Genomic DNA, 19,766 nt, shown 5'->3' on the forward strand with positions numbered 1-19,766 from the left:
GACGCGGCCGTCCCCGCGAGGATCGATGACATGACCCGCCTCTTCAACGATCCCCCCGCGTTCGCCGACGAACTGCGAGAGGGCTTCATCGCCGCCAACCCGGACCTCGTGCGCGGGGTCCCCGGGGGCGTGGTGCGCTCCACCGTCTCGCCCGAGGGCAGCGTCGCCGTCGTCATCGGCGGCGGCTCCGGCCACTACCCGGCGTTCGCCGGCCTGGTCGGGCCCGGCCTCGCGAGCGGAGCCGCGATGGGCAACCTCTTCGCCTCCCCGAGCGCCCACCAGGTGGAGTCGGTGGCGCGGGCCGCGCACCACGGGGGCGGCGTCCTGCTCACCTGCGGCCAGTACGCGGGCGACGTGCTCAACTTCACTGCGGCCGCGGAGGCGATGCGCGCCGACGGCATCGAGGTCGAGACGCTCTGGGTCACCGACGACATCTCGAGCGCCCCGGCCGCCGAGCGCTCGAAGCGCCGGGGCATCGCGGGCGGGCTCGTCGTCTACAAGGTCGCGGGAGCCGCGGCCGAGGAGGGCGCGCCGCTCGCCGAGGTCGTGCGCGTGGCCCGTCACGCCGACGACCGCACGCGCACGCTCGGCGTCGCGTTCTCGGGCTGCACCCTGCCCGGGGCGAGCGAGCCGCTCTTCACGGTGCCGGAGGGCCGCATGGCGGTCGGGATGGGCATCCACGGCGAGCCGGGCATCAGCGAGACGGACGTGCCGACCGCCGACGGCCTCGCCGAGCTGCTGGTCGAATCGCTGCTGACGGAGCTGCCGGACGACGTGCCCGAGGCGCGCGGTCAGCGGGCGCTCGTGATCCTCAACGGCCTCGGATCCGTCAAGTACGAGGAGATGTTCGTCGTCTACCGCCGCGTCGCGCCGCTGCTCGCCGAGGCGGGGGTCGAGGTGGTCTACTCCGAGGTCGGCGAGTTCTGCACGAGCTTCGACATGGCGGGCCTCTCGCTCACGATCACCTGGCTCGGCAGCGAACCGGGCGGCGAGCTCGAGCGCCTCTGGACCGCCCCCGCGGTCACGCCCGCCTACCGCACCGGCAGCATCCAGGCGGAGCGGCTGAGCGACGACGACCTCGCCGCCGCCGAGGAGGAGGCCGCCGCGATCCCGGAGGCGAGCGCCGAGTCGCGGGGGGCGGCGACCTCCGTCGTGGTGGCACTGAAGGCGGCGCGGGCCGTGATCGACGCGAACGCCGAGGAGCTCGGCCGCATGGACGCGATCGCCGGCGACGGCGATCACGGCATCGGGATGCAGCGCGGCGTGCAGGCCGCGGTTGCGGCGGCGGAGGAGGCCCTCGCGCGCGGCGCGGGCGCCGGCACGACGCTGACCCTGTCCGCGGACGCGTGGTCCGACCGCGCCGGGGGCACCTCGGGCGTGCTGTGGGGCGTGATGCTCCGCACGCTGGGGCAGGCCCTCGGCGACGAGGATCGGCCCGACACGACATCCGTCGTGAGCGGCGTCGCCCAGGCGATCCAGCGGCTGCGCGACACCGGCGGCGCCGCCCCCGGCGACAAGACGATGGTGGATGCGATCGTGCCGTTCGGCGGCACCCTCGACGAGCGGCAGTCCGACGGCCTCGCCGTCGCCTGGGCGGCCGCCGCCGCCGCCGCGACGGAGGCGGCCGCCGCGACGGCCGACCTGGTGCCGAAGCTCGGGCGCTCGCGCTCGCACGGCGAGAAGTCGCTGGGCACGCCCGACCCCGGCGCGCATTCGTTCGCCCTCATCGTGACCGCGGTGGCCGCGGTCCTGGAGCAGCAGACGATAGAAGAGAGCGAGTGATGGCCGAGAACACGAAGTGGAAGATCGTCGTCGGCAGCGACGACGCGGGGTTCGACTACAAGGAGATCCTGAAGAAGGACCTCGAGGGCAGCGACCTCGTGGAGCTGGTGACCGACGTGGGCGTCGACGCCGACGGTCACACGCCGTACCCGAAGGTCGCGATCCAGGCCGCCGAGATGGTCGCCCGCGGTGAAGCCGACCGGGCCCTCCTCGTCTGCGGCACCGGTCTCGGGGTCGCGATCTCGGCCAACAAGGTGGCCGGTGTCCGCGCGGTCACGGCCCACGACTCCTACTCGGTGGAGCGGAGCGTGCTGAGCAACAACGCGCAGGTGCTCTGCATGGGCCAGCGGGTCGTCGGCATCGAGCTGGCCCGCAAGCTCGTGCGCGAGTGGCTGACGCTGCACTTCGACGAGTCGAGCGCGAGCGCGGAGAAGGTCGCCGTGCTCACCGAGTACGAGACGACGGGCAGCTGCTGACCGCATGACCCGCCCCGACCGTGCCCGGCCGGTGGTCGGCGTGAGCCTCAAGGCCTACTTCCCGCTCGCGCGCGCCCGCGGCTGGCTGCTCGAGGCCGCCGAGTTCGTGCCCGACGCAGTGGAGTTCTTCGTCGCGCCGAGCTACCTGGCGATCGCCGACGCGGTCGCGGCGTTGCCCGACGGGGTGGCGGCGCAGGACGTGTCGGCGGAGGAGCCCGGGCCGTTCACCGGCGAGGTGACGGCCGCCGAGCTGGCCGAGGCCGGCGTCCGGTACGCGGAGATCGGGCACGCCGAGCGGCGACGGCTCTTCGGCGACACCGAGGAGGTGGTCGCCGCGAAGACGGCGGCCGCGCTCCGCCACGGGATCACGCCGGTGCTGTGCGTCGGTGAGACGACCGCGCCGACGCCGGACGCCCCGGACGCCGCCGAGGTCGCCGTCGCCCAGCTGCGGTCGGCGCTCACGGGCGCCCCGGCCGGTCGGATCATCGTCGCCTACGAGCCGGTGTGGGCGATCGGCGCGGCCGAGCCCGCCTCCGACGACCACATCCGGGCGGTCGCCGCCGCGCTCCGCGAGGCCCGGCGCGAGCCGCACGACACCGTCGTCTACGGCGGGAGCGCGGGTCCGGGCCTGCTGACCCGGCTCGGCGACGCGGTCGACGGGATCTTCCTCGGCCGCTTCGCGCACGACGTCCGGGCGCTCGCCGCGGTCGTCGACGAGGCGGTCGCCGCCACGCGATGATGGGCGCATGAGCGAGAACGACCTCGTCGTCGGCGAGCCCGAGCGCCTCTGGACCGGTGCGGTGTGGAGCGAGGGCCCCGTGTGGCTGCCCGCGCTCCGGGCCGTGCGGTGGAGCGACATCCCGAACAGCCGGATCCTGCAGTGGTCGCGCGAGACGGGCGAGACCGTCGTCTACGACCCGGACGCCGAGTACACCAACGGCCGCACCCTCGACCTCGCCGGCCAGGTCGTCCAGTGCTCCCACGGGCACCGTCGCGTGGAGCGCGACGTGGACGGCACGGTGACGTCGATCGTCGACGCGTTCGAGGGCCGCCGGCTCAACTCGCCGAACGACGTCATCGTCGCCTCGGACGGCGCGATCTGGTTCACCGACCCGCCCTACGGCATCCAGGAGTCGGAGGTCGAGGGGCACGCGGGCGAGCAGGAGTACGGCGGCTGCTACGTCTTCCGCTACGTCGAGGCGACCGGCGAGCTGACCCCGGTCGTCACCGACATGACCCGGCCCAACGGGCTCGCGTTCTCGCCCGACGAGTCGGTCCTCTACGTGGCGAACACCGGCGCGGGCGCGGGAGACGCCGACTACATCCGCGCGTTCGACGTCGTGGACGGCGGCGTCGCGAACCCGCGGGACCTCGGCGACCCCGGGACGGCCGACGGGTTCCGGGTCGACATCGAGGGGCGCATCTGGACCTCGTGGTCGCGCGGCGACACCGGCGGCGCCGCCGTGTGGGCCCCCGACGGCACCGAGCTCGCGCGCGTCGAGGTGGGCGAGCGCACCTCGAACGTGTGCTTCGGCGGCCCGGACGACGACGAGCTGTACGTGACGGCCTCGACGAGCCTGTACCGGATCCGCACGGCCACGACGCCCGCGCCGCGTCCCGAGCCGCTCGGCTGAACCCGCTCGGGTCGCTCCCAGCGCCGCGCCACCCACCCCGGTTAGCGTCGGAGGAATGGAGACCACCCCGTCCACCGTCGACCGCGCCCTCACCCTGAAGTCCCTGCACGAGGCGCCCGAGATCCTCCGCGTCGTCAACGTCTGGGACGCCGTGAGCGCCCGCGTCGTCGCCGACCTGCCCGACACCAAGGCGATCGCCACCGCCGGACACTCGATCGCCGCGAGCTTCGGCTACGACGACGGCGGGATGCCGCTCGACGTCGCGCTGGCCGGCATCAAGACCGTCGTCGACGCGGTCGCCCTGCCCGTCTCGGCGGACCTCGACGACGGCTACGCCGAGCCGGGCGAGACCGTGCGCCGCGCCATCGGCCTCGGCGTCGTCGGCGCGAACGTGGAGGACCGCCTCCGCCCGTTCGACGAGGCCGTCGCCCGCGTGCGCGCCATCACCGCCGCCGCCGAGCAGGAGGGCGTCGCGTTCCAGCTGAACGCCCGCACCGACGCGATCGCCCGCCGCGGCGAGCGCGGCATCGACGAGTCGATCGAGGACGCGATCGCGCGCGGCAAGGCGTTCCTCGACGAGGGCGCCGCGCTCGTGTTCGTGCCCGGCGCGATCCACCGCGAGCACGTCGAGCGGATCGTCGCGGGCCTCGGGCACGGCAAGCTCTCGGTCATCGGCCTCCCCCTCCCCGGCGTGCTGACCGCCGCCGAGTACCAGGAGCTCGGCGTCGCCCGCATCTCCTACGGCCCGCTCCCCCAGCGCGTCGCGCTGCGGGCGCTCCGCGAACTCGCGACCGACCTCTACGGCGACGGCGTGATCCCGGAGGACACCCCCGCGCTCAACTGACGGGTCGTCCCGGCGGGACTCGAGATGCCGTTCTCGGCCGCTCTCCCCGGCGCGATGCGGCCGCAACCGGCATGTCGGTGACGGGCGGGCGACGCGGGGCGAGTCGAGTCGAGGAGGACGCCGCGCGGGGTCGCTCGGTTAGGCTGCCCCCGGAAACGCGCCGCGCCGCCGCGGGGGCGGAGAGGCGGGCATGCGCGAGTTCGGGATCTGGGCCGCCGGGCAGGTCGTCGAGCGGCCCCGTCGGATCCCGCGGCTCGAGCGGATCGCGCGCCGCGTCTACCCGCCGGTCGCCGAGCTCCGCGCCGAGGTGCTCCGCTCGACCGAGCCGATCCCGTTCGCCGAGCTCGACCGCGGGGCGTTCCGACCCATCCGACGCGGACAGACGTTCGGTCGCACGCTCGAGTGCGCGTGGCTGCGCATCACCGGCGACGCGCCCACGGGCCTGCCGGAGGGCGCGGTCCTGCTGCTCGGCGTCCGCGGCGAGGGGCTCGTCCACGACGCGGACGGCACGGTGCTCGACGCCGTCTCGACGGTCTGGCAGCAGGGCGACCTGCCGCACAGCGGCGGCCGGTTCCGGCCCGTGCGGAACGCCCCCACGAGCGGGCGCATCGAGCTCTACGCCGACGTCGCCTACAACGGCTGGCTGCTCTACCCGTACGGGCGCGGGGTCTACGACGGGGCGCGGATCGCGGTCCGCGACGACCAGGCGTACGGCCTCTACTACGACTATCTGACGCTCCTCGTTCTCGCGGAGTCGACCGACGACGCCGCCTACGCGCGGGAGCTCCGCTCGGCGCTCGACGCGGCGTGGGCCCGCTTCCGCGCGGATGACCTCGCCGGCGCCCGGGCCGCGCTCGCCCCGGCACTCGCGGCGGCCTCCGACTCCGCGTTCGAGTACCGTGCGGTCGGCCACGGGCACCTCGACCAGGCGTGGCTCTGGCCGATCCGCGAGACGAAGCGCAAGGCCGCGCGCACCTACGCGCGCCAGCTGCAGAACGTCGACGACGCCCCCGGCTACGTCTACGGCACCAGCCAACCGCAGCAGATGGCGTGGATGAAGGCCGAGCAGCCGGCGATCTTCGCCCGCCTGCGAGAGGCCGTCGCCGCCGGGCGCATCGAGCTGCAGGGCTCGTTCTGGGTCGAGACCGACACCAACATGCCGACCGGCGAGGCGCTCGTACGCCAGGCGGTCGTCGGCCGCCGGTTCCTGCAGGAGGAGTTCGGCCTCACCGACGAGCAGCTGCGCCTCTGCTGGCTGCCCGACACCTTCGGGTACTCGGGAGCCCTCCCCCAGATCCTGAAGAAGAGCGGCATGGACTGGTTCCAGACCATCAAGCTCGCGTGGAACACCGTCACCGACTTCCCGCACCGCACCTTCCACTGGCGCGGGATCGACGGCACGGGGGTGCTCGTCCACATGCCGCCCGAGGGCGACTACAACTCCCGCGGCGCCGCCGACGGGCTGCTCAAGGGCCTCGCGCGCTACCCGGAGCGCGCGCTCGACACGGCGCTCCTCGTGTTCGGCTCGGGGGACGGCGGCGGCGGTCCGGGCGAGATCCACCTGGAGGTCACGCGTCGGGAAGCGTCGCTGCGCGGGCTCCCGCGCGTGCGCTACTCGCCCGCCGCCGACTTCTTCCGGGACCTCGAGACCCGCGATGTCGCGCCGTCCCACCAGGGCGAGCTCTACCTCGAGGCGCACCAGGGCACGTACACGACCCAGGCGCAGACCAAGCGGCACAACCGCATCGCGGAGCGGAAGCTGCACGAGGCCGAGGCGCTCGCGGCGGTCGCCGGAGTCGCGAGCCGGGACGACCTGGAGCCGCACTGGCGCGACGTGCTCCTGCATCAGTTCCACGACATCCTCCCGGGGTCGGCGATCGAGCGGGTCAACCGCGAGGCGCGGGAGACCTACGCGCGCGTGGAGGGCGCGCTCGACGCGTACGCCGCCGGGCTGATCGCGCGTCTGCCGCACGCGGCCGAGGGTCCCACCGCGGTGAACCTGACGTCGTTCCCGCGGCGCGAGCACGTGCGGCACGACGGGGAGTGGTTCCGCGCGGAGGTCGGGCCGTACGCGGCCGCGCCCCTCGTGCGCGTCACCGGCGGATCGCCGGAACTGGTCGCGACGGCCGACACCCTCGGCAACGGGCGGGTGACGCTGCGGTTCGGGCGCGCCGGCGAGATCGTGTCGCTCGTCGACGCGGAGGGCGCCGAGCACGCGGGCGACGGGCTCAACCGGCTCGTGCTCCACCGCGACCCGTACCAGTTCCCCTGGGACGCCTGGGACATCGGGCGGGACTACCTGCGACGAACCCCTGACGTGCTCGTGCCGAAGCAGGTCGAGTCGGGCGTCGACGGCCCGACGGTCTGGCGCCGCCACGTCTACCGGTGGGGGCGCGGCACGGTGGAGCAGCGGATCGTGCTGGAGGCCGGCGACGACCTCGTGCGCGTGGAGACCCGGGTCGACTGGCGCGAGAGCCACCGGATGCTGCGCGCCGAGTTCCGGCCGACCCACTACGGCGATCAGGTGCGCTGCGAGATCCAGTTCGGCCACATCCTCCGCCCCACCACGGAGCGGAGCGAGGTCGAGCGCGCGCAGTTCGAGATCTGCGCGCACAAGTGGGTCGCGGTCGAGGACGAGAGGGCCGGCTTCGCGCTGCTCAACGACGCGAAATACGGGCACCGCGCCAAGAACGGGCTGCTGAGCCTCAACCTGCTGCGCGCGCCGACCTTCCCCGACAAGACCGCGGACCGCGGCGAGCACGTGTTCTCGTACGCCTTCCGTCCCTTCGCCCCCGACACCGGCCTGGCCGGTGTCGTCGCCGACGGATACCGCCTCAACAACCCGCTCCGACTGGCCGACGGGGTCGGCTTCGACAGCGCGGCCGCGGTGGACGACCCGGGCGTCGTGATCGAGACGGTGAAGCCCGCGGAGTCGGGCGACGGCCTCGTCCTGCGCCTCTACGAGAGCCTCGGCCGCGCCACGACCACGGCGGTCCGCGTCGGGCTCCCGCACGGACGCGCGGCGCTCACCGACCTGCTCGAGCGCGAGCTCGGCCCGGCCGACCTGGATCGGATCGAGCTGGGGCCGTTCGAGATCGTCACGATCCTCCTGGAGCGCGCATGAGCGCCGCCGCCCCCGCCGCCGAGGCCGCGCGCCGCGTGCCCTCCCCGCGGGCCCAGCACGTCGCGATCGTGATCGCGGGCTTCGGGCAGAACGTCATCCTCACCACGGTGACGACCTTCATCCTCGTCTACCTCATCCAGTACGCGAGGATCTCGACCGCCGGGATCGCTGTCGTCACCACGGTCATCACGATCGCCAAGGTGCTCGACGCGGTCAGCGACCCGGTCATGGGCAGCCTCATCGATCTGACCCGCACCCGGATCGGCAAGCTGCGGCCCTACATCCTCATCGCCGCCGCGCCGGTCGCCGTCCTGTCGGGCCTGCTGTTCTCGGTGCCCGACGCCGCCGAGCCCGCGCAGCTCGTCTACTTCGCCGTCGTCTACCTCGTCTGGGGCGTCGCCTACACGGTCTGCGACGTGCCGCTCTGGGGCCTCATCGGCTCGGCGTTCGCGGAGCCGATGGTGCGCAACCGCGTCATCTCGAACGTGCGCGTGTTCGGGTCGATCTCGCTCGGCCTGGCCACGCTCGGGATGCCGTGGCTCGCCCAGGCGCTCTCCTTCGGGCCCAGGACCACGGCCTCCGGATGGTCGCTCGCCGTGTTCTCCACCTCGATCGTCGGCATGGCCCTCTACGCGCTCGCCGGGGTCGTCGGGCGCGAGCGTCCGACGAGCACCGAGCGGCGGCTCCGCTTCACGGAGCTGTTCCGCGCCCTCTTCCGCAACACCCCGCTGCTCATGGTGCTGCTCGGATCGGTACTCGGCTTCGGCCGCTACATCGTGCAGGCGGGCGGCGCGGTGTTCGTCGTGCTGGCCTACGGCGACGAGGGGCTGTTCACGCTCGTCGGCGCCGCGATCATCGTCGGGCTCGTCGTCGCGTCGTTCGCGACGCCGTTCCTGCAGCGCGCGACGTCGTCGCGCACGCTCGTGATCGCGAGCTCGCTCGTCGGCGCGGTGCTGTACGTCATCATGTGGTTCGTCGGGTTCGAGAGCATCCCCCTGCTGCTGCTCTTCGTGTTCCTGACCGGCCTCACGCTCGGCGTCTTCGGCGTCGTGCAGGCGACGATGATCGCGGACGCCGTCGACGACGTCGAGCGCCGCACCGGGGTCCGCAACGACGGCATCTCGTTCGCGACCCTGACCTTCTCGGCCAAGATCATGAACGCCCTGTCGGTGCTCGTCTTCGGGCTGTTCGTCGTGATCGCCGGCTACCAGTCGGGCGTGCACGTCACGCCCGCGATGCGCAGCACGGTCTACGCGGCGATCACCCTCGTGCCCGCGGTGAGCTGCCTCCTCTCGGCGGTGCCGTTCGTCTTCTACCGTCTCGGCGGCTCCGCGCGGCGCAGCTGAGCATCGGGTGGACGCCGGGATCGCCGGCCGCCGAGCGGCGCACCCTGGTCGCATGAGCTACGGAGACCCCGACCCCGCCCGCGAGGGTCAGCAGACCGATGACCCGGAGCAGGACGCCGTCCGCGAGACGGAGGAGACGGGTGAGGTGAATCCGTCGGGGCTGCTGCCCGAGGGCGACCCCGAGACCGAGACCCCGGTCTAGACCGCGGACGCCGCGACGCGGTTGCCGCCGGCGCCCTTCGCGGCGTACATCGCCTGATCGGCCAGTCGGATGAGCTGGTCCGTGCCGTTCGGTGCGCTGTCGGCCATGGCGACGCCGATGCTCGCCGAGATCGCCACGTCGCGGGCGGTCTTGTACGGTTCCTCGAGACGCCCGCGGATCCGCTCGGCCATCTCGCTCGCCGCGAGCGGCCCGGCCACCTCGGCGACCACCACGAACTCGTCGCCGCCGTAGCGTGCGACGACGTGCTCGGCGCGGACCGCCGCCCGGAGCCGCTCGCCCACCTCGCGGAGCAGCAGGTCGCCGACGGCGTGCCCGAACCCGTCGTTCACCCGTTTGAAGCCGTCGAGGTCGATGAAGATGATCGCCGTCGTGGCGCCGGACGAGGGAGCCTGCAGCCGCTCCTCGAGGAACCGCCGATTGGGCAGTCCCGTCGTCTGGTCGTGGGTGGCGGCGTGCTCGAGGGCGGCCTGCAGGCGCATCGACGTGACCGCCTGGCCCGCCTGCCCGGCGAGGGCGCTCGCCAGGGGGGAGGCCTGCTCGTCGAAGGTGCGGGGATGCAGGAAGAAGCAGGCGAAGGCCCCGAGCGTCTCGGCCTCGTGGCGGATGGGGGCCACGATCACCGCGTGGACACCGGCCGAGGTGAAGGCGCGGCCGAGCGGCGCGGCGATCTCGTAGGCCGCATCGACGCCGCTGATCTTCACGACCTCGCCGCGGGAGAGGCCGGACAAGGCGAGCAGCTCGCCGTAGGCGAGGTCGCCGAACGGATAGGTGCCCGCCGCAGGACGGACGCCGTCCGGGCCGGCGAGGAAGACGAGCGACTCCTCCGCCGCGTACGCGCGCGACGCGGTCTGGACGAGGAGCTCGGCCAGCGCGTCCTCGCTGGTGGCCTCGGCGAAGGCGATCGACGCGTCGATGACGAGCTGGAGCCGGATCTGTGTGCGGCGGACCAGGGCATGCGTCTCGAGCAGTCCGTCCTCGACCTCCTGGCGCCGCGTCGCGTCGAAGACCACGACGAGGCCGGGCTGGTCGATGCCCTCGATGAGCACGGGCCGGCGGAGCCCGTCGGCGTTGCGCAGGAAGAGGATGTCGCCCTCGTCGAGCGCGCGGTCCGGTTCGACCGCGTCGACGAAGTCCGCGAGCCGCCGGCCCACGACGGAGATCGTGCCCGTCCAGGCCTGGAAGACGGCGTTCGCCTCGATGATGCGCCCGGCCGAATCGAGACGGACGAGGCCCGAGGGCAACTCGTCGGCCGGGATGTCGCGCATCCGACCACCGTAGGCCGAATCCGCCGGCCCGCGCGCGGGCTTGAAGTCGCGCCGCCGCGGGGCTATGCGCCCTCGGGCATACGCGGCGGCCACGCGTCGCCCCGGGCCAGGAGCTCGGAGACACCGTCGACGACCTCGCCGGCTCCGCCGTCGGCCAGCTCGTCCGCGCCGACGCCGCCGCTGCGGACGCCGACGGCCGCGACGCCGGCGCGGCCCGCGGCCACCATGTCCCACACGCTGTCGCCGACGAACACCGCCTCGTCTGCGCCGACGCCGGCGCGGTCGAGCGCGATCTGCACGATGCCCGGGTGCGGCTTCGCCTCGTCGACGTCGTCGGCGTCGGTCGTGGGCAGCTCGCCCTCCCCGACTCCGAGCACGCCGAGGAGCAGCTCCAGCTCGTCGGCCGGCGCGGACGTCGCGAGCACGACGATCAGACCGCGCTCCCGGAGAGCGCCGATCAACTCCCGCGCCCCGGGCAGCGGCCGCAGGCGCGGGGCCTGCTCGCGGTAGAGACGGGTGTGCTCATCTTTCGCCCGGTCGCCGAGCTCCTCGGCGCGGTCGCCGAGCAGGTCGTCGAGCAACCCGCCGGAGTCCATCCCGATGTCGCGGTGGATCCGCCAGGCGTCGACCGGCGCGCCCAGGTCGGCGAACGCCCGGTGCCAGGCGTCGATGTGCAGGTAGTTGGAGTCGACGAGCGTGCCGTCGATGTCGAAGAGGACGGCGCGGATGCTCAATGGACCGGCACCCCGCCGGTGACCGCGACGACCTCGCCGCTCGTGAAGCTCGCGTCCTGCGAGGCGAGATAGACGTAGGTCGAGGCGATCTCGACCGGCTGCCCCGGGCGGCCGTACGGCGTCTGACCACCGAACTGCTCGAGCTTCTCCGGCGGGTCGGAGACCGGCTGCAGCGGCGTCCAGAACGGACCGGGCGCCACGCCGTTGACCCGGATCCCGCGCTCGGCGAGCTGCTGGGCGGCGCCGCGCACCCAGTTGGCGATCCCGGCCTTGGTGACCGCGTACTCCAGCAGCGAGGGCGACGGCTGGAACCCCTGCTCGGAGGACGTCGCGATGATCGAGGCGCCGGGCTCGAGGTGGGGCAGAGCGGCCTTCGAGAGCCAGAACAGGGAGCTGAGGTTCGTGTCGACCAGCCGGTGCCAGACCTCGGTGTCGAAGTCCTCGAGGGAGTCGACGGTCGGCATCTGGCCGGCCACCATCACGAGGAGGTCGAGGCCGCCGAGGGCGGCGACGGTGTCGGCGACGAGACGGCGGCAGGTCTCCTCGCCGGCGATGTCGCCCGGGCGGCACTCCGCGGTCCGGCCGGCCGCCCGCACGAGTTCGGCGACCTCCTGCGCGTCCTGTTCCTCGTCCGGCAGGTAGTTGAGCACGACGTCCGCACCCTCCCGCGCGAACGCGATGGCGACGGCGCGGCCGATCCCGGAGTCCGCTCCCGTGATGAGCGCGCGGCGCCCGGCGAGCCGGCCGGAGCCCCGGTAGCTCTCCTCGCCGTGATCGGGGCGCGGCTCCATCTCCGCGACCGTCCCGGGTCCCGTCTGCTTCGCGGCCGGGAAGGGCGGCCCCGGGTACTTGGTGGTGACGTCGGTCGGCGCGTAGAGATCGGTGGCCATGCCTCGACGGTAAGTAGCCCGGGTCGGGGCGGGCCGGGTGCCCAGGCGGTGCGCAGGCGTGGGCGCCCCAAGGCTGATTAGGGCAGATCCGCCCGGCCGTCAACCCCCTCCGACGGATTGGGAACGGGGATATGCCCGCTGCTACATACGAAGAGAACATGGGAACGCTCTTCTACGGCAGCGGTCGGCTGCCGGTGCTGATCGACGACGTCGTCCTCGCGCACATCCAGGCGCTCGTCTCGTCGAAGCTCCGCCGACACGAGGGCTTCCTGCTGTCGTGGAGCGACTCGATGAACATCGGCAACGGACGCAGCTCGGTCTGGGTGCACCCCGCGGCGGACCTCCACTTCAAGTTCGACGGCGGCAAGTCGCCGGCGATCGATCAGGCGCTCTTCGCCGAGATGGCCAACGCCGCCAACGGACCGCGCGGGCTCGTTCTCGAGGGCCTCACGCTCGCGCAGGACCCGCGGCGCCCGCTGCGCAAGGCCGGGCGGGCGGGCGGGGACGCCCCCGCGTAGGCACGCCGTCCGGTCTCGATACGCCGCTGCGCGGCTACTCGACCCGCGCCGGCGACTCCGGCACGTGGCGCATGGCGTCAGTCGTCGCGCTCGTCGCCGTCGCGACCGAGGTGCAGGGCCCCGCGCACGCGGTCGACCTGCTCCGCGACGAGCGCCTTCGCCGAGTCGGCGACGACGCCGAGCTCGTGCGGGTCGACCTTGAGCAGCGACTTCGCGGTGTTGATCGCGTACTCCCTCGTGATGTGCGCTGGCAGCGGCGGCACGTTGCGGCTCACGTGCGCGTCCAGCACGGTGACGCCGGGGTTCGCGAGCGCGCGGTCGAGCGCGGCGTCGATCTCGTCGTCCGACTCGATGCGGATTCCCGTGAACCCGAGCAGCTCGGCGTAGCCCGCGTAGTCGATCGACTCGACGTCCTGCGACCCCGGCCACATCGGGTTGCCGTCCTCGGTGCGCATCTCCCACGAGACCTGGCTGAGGTCGTCGTTGTGCTGCACGAGCACGACGAGCTGCTTGTTGGGCCAGCGGTGCTGGTACTTCTTCACCGTGATGAGCTCGTTCATGCCGAGCATCTGGAACGCGCCGTCGCCGATGGTGCAGAAGACCGGCCGGTCGGGGAACGCGAACTTCGCGGCGACCGCGTACGGCATGGCCGCGAGCATGGTCGCGAGCCGGCCGGAGAGGTCGCCGCGCATGCCCGCGCGGAGCCGGACGTGGTGTCCGTACCAGTCGGCAGTCGTGCCCGCATCCGCCGTCACGATCGCATCGTGCGGGAGGCGCTCGTTGAGCGCCGCCGTGATGCGCCGCGGGTTCGCGCCGGTATCGAAGGTGAGGGCAGCCTGGCCGGCCATCTCCTCCTCCCATCCCCGCCACTCCTCGGCGATCCGCTCCTGCCAGGAGAGGTCCTCCTTCTGGCGGAGCATCGGCAGCAGCGCGTCGAGCGTCGCGCCGACGTCGCCCCACAGGTTCAGCTCGGTCGGGAACCGGGTGCCGAGCTGCTCGGGCTTCAGGTCGACCTGGATGCCGCGGGCCTGCCCGTCCTCCGGCAGGAACTGCGGATAGGGGTAGTTGCTCCCGAGGATGAGCAGGGTGTCGCAGCGGCGCATCTGGTGGAGGCTCGGCAGCGAGCCGAGGAGACCGACCTGTTGGGTGTGGAACGGCACGTCCGCGGGGATCACGTCCTTGCCGCGGAGCGCGGTGACGATGCCGGCGCCCGTGAGCCGCGCCGCCTCGAGCACCTGCGCGGTCGCGCCGCGGGCGCCTGCCCCGACGAGGAAGGTGACGCGCTCCCCTGCGTTCAGGATGTCGGCGGCCTTGCGGATCTCGTCCTCCGGCGGACGCACCCGGGTGGAGGCGGGCGCCTGGCTCGAGCGCGAGTCCCAGAGCTTCATCTCCGGGGCGGCCGCGTCCATCGACTGCACGTCGTGCGGGATGATCACGACCGCCGGCTGGAGCCGGAGGCGCGCGGTGCGGAACGCGGTGTCGATGACGGTCTGCGCCTGGGCGGGGGCGACGATCGTCTGCACGTAACAGGCGACGTCCTGGAACACCCGCTCGAGGTTCGACTCCTGCTGCACGAAGGAGCCGAGGGCGTCGAGCCCCTGCTGCCCAACGATCGCGACGACCGGCTGGTTGTCCATCTGGGCGTCGTAGAGGCCGTTCAGCAGATGGAAGGCGCCGGGGCTCGAGGTCGCGATGCAGACCCCGACCTCGCCGGTGAACTTGGCGTGCGCGGTCGCCATCAGCGCGCAGATCTCCTCGTGCGTCGGCCGGACGTACTCCATCCCGTCCCCAGCGCGGTCGGCCTTGCCGAGCGCCCCGTCGAAGCCGCCGATGCCGTCACCGGGGTAGCCGAAGACGCGGCTGACCCCCTGCTCCCGGATGCGCTGGATCAGGACGTCGCTCACCGTGGTGCTCATGACTCCACCGTGCGCCTCCACGGGTCGCGCGCGGGCGGGGTCGCGGCCGACGCTCAGCCTGGGCGTCGCTCAGCCTGGGCGCCAGCCGCGCGCGCGGCGCGCGCCGCCCGTACGACGCGCAGGGTGGGGGCATGACGAACTGGGGCTACACGCTGATGACGGAGCAGAGCGGACCGAAGGAGCTCGTGCGCTATGCCGTCGCCGCCGAGGAGAAGGGCTTCGACTTCGAGGTCTCGAGCGACCACTACTCTCCGTGGCTGACGAGCCAGGGCCACGCGCCCTACGCCTGGTCCGTGCTCGGCGCGGTGGCCCAGGCCACCGAGCGGGTCGAGCTCATGACCTACGTCACCTGCCCGACGGTCCGCTACCACCCGGCCGTCGTCGCCCAGAAGTCGGCGACCCTGCAGCTCCTGGCCGACGGCCGCTTCACCCTCGGCCTCGGCGCGGGCGAGAACCTCAACGAACACGTCGTCGGCGAGGGGTGGCCGGCGGTCGACGCCCGGCACGACATGCTCGAGGAGGCGATCGAGATCATCCGTGCGCTTCACACCGGAGACCTCGTCACGTTCGACGGAGAGTACTTCCGGGTCGACTCGGCGCGGGTCTGGGACCTGCCGGAGCAGGGCGTGCCGATCGGCGTGGCCGTGTCGGGCGAGAAGTCGGTCGAGGCGTTCGCGCCGCTCGGCGACCACCTCATCCAGGTGGAGCCGGACAAGGACGTGGTCGACCAGTGGAACGGGGTCCACGAGGGGCCGTCGCGTGTGATCGGCCAGCTGCCGATCTGCTGGGGACCGGACAAGGACGCCGCGATCGCGCAGGCGCACGACCAGTTCCGCTGGTTCGCGGGCGGATGGTCGGTGAACGCCGACCTGCCGACGCCCGCCGGCTTCTCGGCGGCGTCGCAGTTCGTGCGGCCCGAGGACGTCGCGGAATCCATCGCCTGCGGACCGGACCTCGATGAGCTCGCGGAGAGCGCGCGGCCGTTCCTGGAGGCGGGGTTCACCGACATCGCCTTCGTGCAGGTGGGCGACGAGGGACAGGACCGCTTCCTCGCCGAGGCCGCAGGACCGCTCCTCGAGAAGGTGCGCGCGCTCTAGCGCGATCGCGGGTCGAGGAGGTCGAGGGCGATCCGCCATGCCTCGGCGAGACCCGGGAGCCCGCCCGTCGTGAGAGGGTGCACGTTCGGCCGGTGCAGGTGCCGTCGCCACCACGCGGTGCCGGGGTCGCCCGGCACCGCGATCAGGTCGGTCGCCGCGTGGGCCTGCTGCACCTGGCGGCCCCAGCCGGCGTCGGCGAGCAGGAGGTGGTCGGCCGCCTCGCCCGCGCTGCCCGCCTCATCGAGGGCGACCTCCTGGCGCGACGCCTCGCCGGTCATCGGATCGGTCGCGTCGAGGTCGCGGAACGACGGGTCGTCGAGCTCCTCGCTGCGCCGCAGCGGCGCGGCCGGCTGCACGACCACGAGCCGCGGCACCGCGGGATTCGCCGCCGCGATCGCCGCCGCGTAGAAGGCGCCGTAGCCGATCCCGACGACGCCGGCGAGGTCCGTCTCCACCCCGGTCGCATGCTCGGAGGTGGGGTCGAGGCGCGCGAGGTAGTCGTCCACGTCGTCGACCCACTGCTCCAGGTGGGGTTCGCCCTCGTAGGCGTCGGACCCGCCGTAGCCGGGCCGGTCGATGCCGACGATGTGCAGTCGGGAGTTCGCGCTCGCGATCGGGTCGGGGTCGACCGATCCGGATCCGGGCGCGCTGTGGCAGAGCAGGACGACGCGGGAGGACGCGGGCTCGCCGAGTCCGCTGATGCCCAGACGGCGCCCGGATGCCACCTCGAATGTCATGTGGGTCATGACTCCACGCTGGTCGGCTTCCGACGATCCGGCGAGTCTCCCAGGCTGGCGCGCAGGTTCGTCGAGGGCCTCCCCGGCGAGCGCCCGACGCGGCTGTCTACGATCGAGCGGTGACCCCGATCACGTCCGCACGCGCCCTCGACGCCGACGAGATCGCGGCGCTGCGCCGCGACTTCCCGATCCTCGCGACCGAGATGAACGGGCATCCCCTCGCCTACCTCGACGCGGCGGCGACCTCGCAGCGGCCGAGCGTCGTCCTCGACGCGGAGGTCGAGTTCCTCGAGACCGGCAACGCCGCCGTGCACCGCGGCGCGCACGCGCTCGCGGCGACGGCGACCGAGCGGTTCGAGGACGCCCGAGCGACCCTCGCGTCCTTCATCGGCGCGGCGGAGGACGAGATCGTCTGGACCTCGGGGGCGACCGCGGCGGCCAACCTCCTCGCCTACGCCATGGCCGACGCCTCGCCGGGCACCCGGTTCGCGCTCGGGCCGGGCGACGAGATCGTCGCGACCGAGGCCGAGCATCACGCCAACCTCATCCCCTGGCAGGAGCTCGCCCGCCGGACCGGGGCCGCCTTCCGCTACATCCCCGTCGACGACCGCGGCGCGCTCGATCTCTCCCGCCTCGACGAGATCATCACCCCCCGCACTCGGGTGCTCGCCGTCGCGCACGTGTCGAACGTGCTCGGCACCATCGCGCCGGTGGCGGAGCTGGTCGAGGCCGCCCACCGGGTCGGAGCGGTCGTCGTGCTCGACGCCTGCCAGTCGGTCCCGCACCTGCCGATCGACGTGGCGGCGCTCGGCGCCGACTTCCTCTTCTTCTCCGGCCACAAGATGCTCGGACCGACCGGCGTCGGCGTGCTCTGGGGGCGCCGTGAACTGCTGGCCGAGCTGCCGCCCTTCCTGACAGGCGGATCGATGATCACGACGGTCACGATGGAGCGCGCCGAGTTCCTGCCGCCGCCGCAGCGCTTCGAGGCCGGCACGCAGCCCGTCTCGCAGGCGATCGCGCTGGCCGCCGCCGCCGACTACCTGCGGACCGTCGGCCTCGACCGCATCGCCGCGCACGAGCACGAGCTCGGGGCCGACATGGTCGAGCGGCTGGGGGCGATCGACGGCGTGACGGTCGTCGCCGCGGGATCGGGCGCGCCGCGGACCGGCATCGCCGCCTTCACGGTCGAGGGCGTCCACGCCCACGACGTCGGGCAGTTCCTCGACGACCGGGGCGTCGCCGTGCGGGTCGGGCACCACTGCGCGCAGCCGCTCCATCGCCGGCTCGGGGTCACCGCGACCACCCGCGCGAGCGTCGCGCTGCACACCACGCGCGACGAGGTCGACCGGCTCGTCGCCGGGGTCGCCGACGCGGTCGCGTTCTTCGGGAGGGCCTGATGTCGAGCGAGCTGGAGCAGCTGTACCAGGAGGTCATCCTCGACCACGCGAAGCGCCCGCACGGCCGGGGCCTCCGAGGCGGCACGCCGGCGAGCTCCCACCAGGTGAACACGACCTGCGGCGACGAGGTGACGTTCGAGCTGCACCTCGACGACGAGGGGCGGATCGTCGACGGGCGGTGGGAGGGCCACGGCTGTGCGATCTCGCAGGCCTCGGCGTCGCTGCTCAGCGTCGTCGTCCTGGGCCTCGACGCGGAGGAACTGCGCTCCCGGATCGACGGATTCCGCACCGCCCTGCGCTCGCGCGGTGCGATCGCACCCGACGAGGCCCTGGTCGGCGACGCCGCGGTGCTGGCGGGGGTCGCGCGCTATCCGGCGCGGGTGAAGTGCGCGATGCTCGCCTGGGTCGCCGCGGAGGACGCGCTCGTCAAGGCCGGATGACCGGGCGTCGCCTGAACACCGGCCCGCCGCTCCCCGCGATGGCTCTAGCGTCGGCTGCCATGACGAGTGAGCACGACCGCACCGCCGAGTTGATCGACGGACCGGCGGCCGGCACGACCCGGCCGATCCGGCTGGACGAGGCGCACGTGCCGCCGGCGACGATCGACGTCGAGCTCGACGACGGCGAGCACGTGGCCTACATCTACTTCGGGCGTCCCGGCGAGCACGACGTCGCCGCCTACGCCTACGGCTGGGACCGGCAGGATCCGGACCCCGAGCCGGTCGCCTAGGACCGCAGGCTGGGCGAGGCGCCCTCGCCGGCCTCGTCGGCCATGCCGTCGAGCAGCTCGATGATCGCGTCGCGAGCATCGACGGTCGGCTCCCAGTCGAGCTCCTCGCGGGCGCGTGCGGTCGACATCGTCGGGACCTCGAGCGCGAGGTCGAGCCAGCCGGGTGCGGTCGGCTGGAGGCGCAGGTGCCAGCTGAGCGCGACGAGCGCGCGCAGCCACGACGCCGGGACGGGGAGCCAGCGTCCGCCGAACAGGCGCGCGACGCCGCGGGGCGCGATCACGGGATCGGCGGCCAGGTTGAACGCGCCGCCCGGCACCCGGTCGACGATGCGCGCGATCCCGTCGGCGAGGTCGTCGGCGTGGATCGCCTGCAGCCAGAGCCGCGGCGGCAGCGGCACGATCGGGAGCCGGAGGCGGCCGATCAGACGCGGCGGGATCCGCCCGAGGAAGAGGCGCGCGACCTCGGAGGCGGCCGCCCTCTGGAAGACGAGGGCGGGCCGCACGCGCGTGACGGTGAGCTCCGGGTGCTCGTCCTCCACGCGGTCGAGGAGCCGCTCGACCGCGGCCTTGTGCCGCGCGTACGACGAGGTGTGGATCCCGCCCGTCGGCCAGCTCTCGTCGACCGCGGCGTCCTTCGGACCGGGGCTGTAGGCGCCGACCGAGGAGACGACGATCGCGTGCGGCACGCCGGTCGCGGCCACGGCCTCGAGAACCCGCCGGGCGCCGTCGACGTTGGTGCGGCGCATCGTGCGCTCGCGGTGCCCGGGCTGCAGCATCCAGGCGAGGTGGACGACGGCGTCGGCGTCGCGGAGCACCGGTGCCAGCGACCGGACGGCGCGGTCGCGCGACAGGTCGACCTCGTGCCACGCGACGCCGGCGTAGACCCCGGTCGGCTCGGGCGCCCGGCGGGAGACGCCGACGAGGTCGTGGCCGTCGGCGGCCAGGCGGGCGAGGATCGCGCGGCCGAGATTGCCGGACGCTCCCGTGACGACGATGCGCATGCCGCCACGCTAGGCGCGCGCGGGCCGCCGCGGGGCGTCCCTCCGCGAACAT

At 73.5% G+C, this 19,766-nt stretch carries 19 protein-coding genes; 13 read left to right on the forward strand and 6 right to left on the reverse strand.

The features are described 5' to 3' along the window. Positions 1–30 precede the first annotated feature (30 nt). The 8 genes from ACTHM3_RS06400 (at position 31) to ACTHM3_RS06435 (ending at position 9,408) form a co-directional block, all read left to right on the forward strand. Positions 31–1,782 carry a dihydroxyacetone kinase family protein gene (locus tag ACTHM3_RS06400; protein WP_440405277.1) on the forward strand — a complete coding sequence of 584 codons (1,752 nt, stop codon included), beginning with the start codon at positions 31–33 and terminating at the stop codon, positions 1,780–1,782. Beyond that, a complete protein-coding gene (locus tag ACTHM3_RS06405) occupies positions 1,782–2,258 on the forward strand; it encodes a ribose-5-phosphate isomerase (protein WP_440405278.1) in 477 nt (158 codons plus the stop codon). Before ACTHM3_RS06400 ends, ACTHM3_RS06405 begins: the two co-directional genes overlap by 1 nt. A gap of 4 nt (positions 2,259–2,262) precedes the next feature. Then, entirely contained in the window at positions 2,263–2,997 is a 735-nt protein-coding gene (locus ACTHM3_RS06410) for a triose-phosphate isomerase (protein ID WP_440405279.1), read from the forward strand. 7 nt (positions 2,998–3,004) lie between these two features. Next, complete coding sequence (locus tag ACTHM3_RS06415; RefSeq protein ID WP_440405280.1) at positions 3,005–3,892, forward strand: SMP-30/gluconolactonase/LRE family protein; 888 nt, start codon at positions 3,005–3,007, stop codon at positions 3,890–3,892. A gap of 55 nt (positions 3,893–3,947) precedes the next feature. After that, entirely contained in the window at positions 3,948–4,736 is a 789-nt protein-coding gene (locus ACTHM3_RS06420; protein ID WP_440405281.1) for an isocitrate lyase/PEP mutase family protein, read from the forward strand. 190 nt (positions 4,737–4,926) lie between these two features. Beyond that, positions 4,927–7,860 (forward strand): alpha-mannosidase, encoded by a 2,934-nt coding sequence (locus ACTHM3_RS06425; protein WP_440405282.1) that lies wholly within the window; start codon positions 4,927–4,929, stop codon positions 7,858–7,860. Next, complete coding sequence (locus tag ACTHM3_RS06430; RefSeq protein WP_440405283.1) at positions 7,857–9,206, forward strand: MFS transporter; 1,350 nt, start codon at positions 7,857–7,859, stop codon at positions 9,204–9,206. The genes ACTHM3_RS06425 and ACTHM3_RS06430 overlap by 4 nt, the downstream gene beginning before the upstream one ends. Positions 9,207–9,258: 52 nt before the next feature. Further along, positions 9,259–9,408 carry a hypothetical protein gene (locus tag ACTHM3_RS06435; protein WP_440405284.1) on the forward strand — a complete coding sequence of 50 codons (150 nt, stop codon included), beginning with the start codon at positions 9,259–9,261 and terminating at the stop codon, positions 9,406–9,408. Here the strand turns inward: ACTHM3_RS06435 and ACTHM3_RS06440 are convergent. From ACTHM3_RS06440 to ACTHM3_RS06450, 3 genes are all read right to left on the reverse strand, one after another. After that, positions 9,405–10,694: a diguanylate cyclase gene (locus tag ACTHM3_RS06440; RefSeq protein WP_440405285.1), complete on the reverse strand. Its 1,290-nt coding sequence runs from the start codon at positions 10,692–10,694 to the stop codon at positions 9,405–9,407. The genes ACTHM3_RS06435 and ACTHM3_RS06440 overlap by 4 nt on opposite strands. A 62-nt stretch (positions 10,695–10,756) precedes the next feature. Beyond that, positions 10,757–11,428, reverse strand: a complete 672-nt coding sequence (locus ACTHM3_RS06445) for an HAD family hydrolase (protein ID WP_440405286.1) — start codon at positions 11,426–11,428, stop codon at positions 10,757–10,759. Then, entirely contained in the window at positions 11,425–12,318 is an 894-nt protein-coding gene (locus ACTHM3_RS06450; RefSeq protein WP_440405287.1) for an SDR family oxidoreductase, read from the reverse strand. The genes ACTHM3_RS06445 and ACTHM3_RS06450 overlap by 4 nt, the downstream gene beginning before the upstream one ends. Before the next feature lie 158 nt (positions 12,319–12,476). Between ACTHM3_RS06450 and ACTHM3_RS06455 the strand changes: the two genes are divergently transcribed. Continuing rightward, on the forward strand, positions 12,477–12,836 hold the full coding sequence (locus ACTHM3_RS06455) for a DUF7882 family protein (protein WP_440405288.1): 360 nt from the start codon (positions 12,477–12,479) through the stop codon (positions 12,834–12,836). A 77-nt stretch (positions 12,837–12,913) separates the two neighbouring features. Here the strand turns inward: ACTHM3_RS06455 and ACTHM3_RS06460 are convergent, their stop codons facing one another. Next, on the reverse strand, positions 12,914–14,752 hold the full coding sequence (locus ACTHM3_RS06460; RefSeq protein ID WP_440405289.1) for a thiamine pyrophosphate-requiring protein: 1,839 nt from the start codon (positions 14,750–14,752) through the stop codon (positions 12,914–12,916). 131 nt (positions 14,753–14,883) lie between these two features. On the opposite strand from ACTHM3_RS06460, the gene ACTHM3_RS06465 reads away from it, so the two are divergent. Next, complete coding sequence (locus ACTHM3_RS06465) at positions 14,884–15,849, forward strand: LLM class F420-dependent oxidoreductase (protein ID WP_440405290.1); 966 nt, start codon at positions 14,884–14,886, stop codon at positions 15,847–15,849. On the opposite strand, the gene ACTHM3_RS06470 is transcribed toward ACTHM3_RS06465, so the two are convergent. After that, on the reverse strand, positions 15,846–16,595 hold the full coding sequence (locus ACTHM3_RS06470; protein WP_440405291.1) for an alpha/beta fold hydrolase: 750 nt from the start codon (positions 16,593–16,595) through the stop codon (positions 15,846–15,848). The two genes, ACTHM3_RS06465 and ACTHM3_RS06470, sit on opposite strands and share 4 nt — an antisense overlap. Before the next feature lie 110 nt (positions 16,596–16,705). On the opposite strand from ACTHM3_RS06470, the gene ACTHM3_RS06475 reads away from it, so the two are divergent. From ACTHM3_RS06475 to ACTHM3_RS06485, 3 genes are read left to right on the forward strand one after another with little or no spacing between them, the layout of a single operon-like run. Beyond that, complete coding sequence (locus ACTHM3_RS06475) at positions 16,706–17,983, forward strand: SufS family cysteine desulfurase (RefSeq protein ID WP_440405292.1); 1,278 nt, start codon at positions 16,706–16,708, stop codon at positions 17,981–17,983. After that, a complete protein-coding gene (sufU, locus tag ACTHM3_RS06480; RefSeq protein WP_440405293.1) occupies positions 17,983–18,423 on the forward strand; it encodes a Fe-S cluster assembly sulfur transfer protein SufU in 441 nt (146 codons plus the stop codon). Before ACTHM3_RS06475 ends, sufU begins: the two co-directional genes overlap by 1 nt. 59 nt (positions 18,424–18,482) lie before the next feature. Further along, on the forward strand, positions 18,483–18,713 hold the full coding sequence (locus ACTHM3_RS06485) for a hypothetical protein (RefSeq protein WP_440405294.1): 231 nt from the start codon (positions 18,483–18,485) through the stop codon (positions 18,711–18,713). Here ACTHM3_RS06485 and ACTHM3_RS06490 read toward each other — a convergent pair. Then, complete coding sequence (locus ACTHM3_RS06490) at positions 18,710–19,714, reverse strand: NAD-dependent epimerase/dehydratase family protein (RefSeq protein WP_440405295.1); 1,005 nt, start codon at positions 19,712–19,714, stop codon at positions 18,710–18,712. The genes ACTHM3_RS06485 and ACTHM3_RS06490 overlap by 4 nt on opposite strands. Positions 19,715–19,766: the final 52 nt, after the last annotated feature.

It is taken from the genome of Pseudolysinimonas sp., assembly GCF_051954455.1.
Taxonomy (GTDB): Bacteria; Actinomycetota; Actinomycetes; order Actinomycetales; family Microbacteriaceae; genus Pseudolysinimonas.

Excerpts from the sequence above, each read along its gene's own strand:
- ACTHM3_RS06400 (WP_440405277.1), top strand. The coding sequence starts at position 31 with ATGACCCGCCTCTTCAACGATCCCCCCGCGTTCGCCGACGAACTGCGA.
- ACTHM3_RS06405 (WP_440405278.1), top strand. The coding sequence starts at position 1,782 with ATGGCCGAGAACACGAAGTGGAAGATCGTCGTCGGCAGCGACGACGCG.
- ACTHM3_RS06410 (WP_440405279.1), top strand. The coding sequence starts at position 2,263 with ATGACCCGCCCCGACCGTGCCCGGCCGGTGGTCGGCGTGAGCCTCAAG.
- ACTHM3_RS06415 (WP_440405280.1), top strand. The coding sequence starts at position 3,005 with ATGAGCGAGAACGACCTCGTCGTCGGCGAGCCCGAGCGCCTCTGGACC.
- ACTHM3_RS06420 (WP_440405281.1), top strand. The coding sequence starts at position 3,948 with ATGGAGACCACCCCGTCCACCGTCGACCGCGCCCTCACCCTGAAGTCC.
- ACTHM3_RS06425 (WP_440405282.1), top strand. The coding sequence starts at position 4,927 with ATGCGCGAGTTCGGGATCTGGGCCGCCGGGCAGGTCGTCGAGCGGCCC.
- ACTHM3_RS06430 (WP_440405283.1), top strand. The coding sequence starts at position 7,857 with ATGAGCGCCGCCGCCCCCGCCGCCGAGGCCGCGCGCCGCGTGCCCTCC.
- ACTHM3_RS06435 (WP_440405284.1), top strand. The coding sequence starts at position 9,259 with ATGAGCTACGGAGACCCCGACCCCGCCCGCGAGGGTCAGCAGACCGAT.
- ACTHM3_RS06440 (WP_440405285.1), bottom strand. The coding sequence starts at position 10,694 with ATGCGCGACATCCCGGCCGACGAGTTGCCCTCGGGCCTCGTCCGTCTC.
- ACTHM3_RS06450 (WP_440405287.1), bottom strand. The coding sequence starts at position 12,318 with ATGGCCACCGATCTCTACGCGCCGACCGACGTCACCACCAAGTACCCG.
- ACTHM3_RS06455 (WP_440405288.1), top strand. The coding sequence starts at position 12,477 with ATGGGAACGCTCTTCTACGGCAGCGGTCGGCTGCCGGTGCTGATCGAC.
- ACTHM3_RS06460 (WP_440405289.1), bottom strand. The coding sequence starts at position 14,752 with ATGAGCACCACGGTGAGCGACGTCCTGATCCAGCGCATCCGGGAGCAG.
- ACTHM3_RS06465 (WP_440405290.1), top strand. The coding sequence starts at position 14,884 with ATGACGAACTGGGGCTACACGCTGATGACGGAGCAGAGCGGACCGAAG.
- ACTHM3_RS06470 (WP_440405291.1), bottom strand. The coding sequence starts at position 16,595 with ATGACCCACATGACATTCGAGGTGGCATCCGGGCGCCGTCTGGGCATC.
- sufU (WP_440405293.1), top strand. The coding sequence starts at position 17,983 with ATGTCGAGCGAGCTGGAGCAGCTGTACCAGGAGGTCATCCTCGACCAC.
- ACTHM3_RS06485 (WP_440405294.1), top strand. The coding sequence starts at position 18,483 with ATGACGAGTGAGCACGACCGCACCGCCGAGTTGATCGACGGACCGGCG.
- ACTHM3_RS06490 (WP_440405295.1), bottom strand. The coding sequence starts at position 19,714 with ATGCGCATCGTCGTCACGGGAGCGTCCGGCAATCTCGGCCGCGCGATC.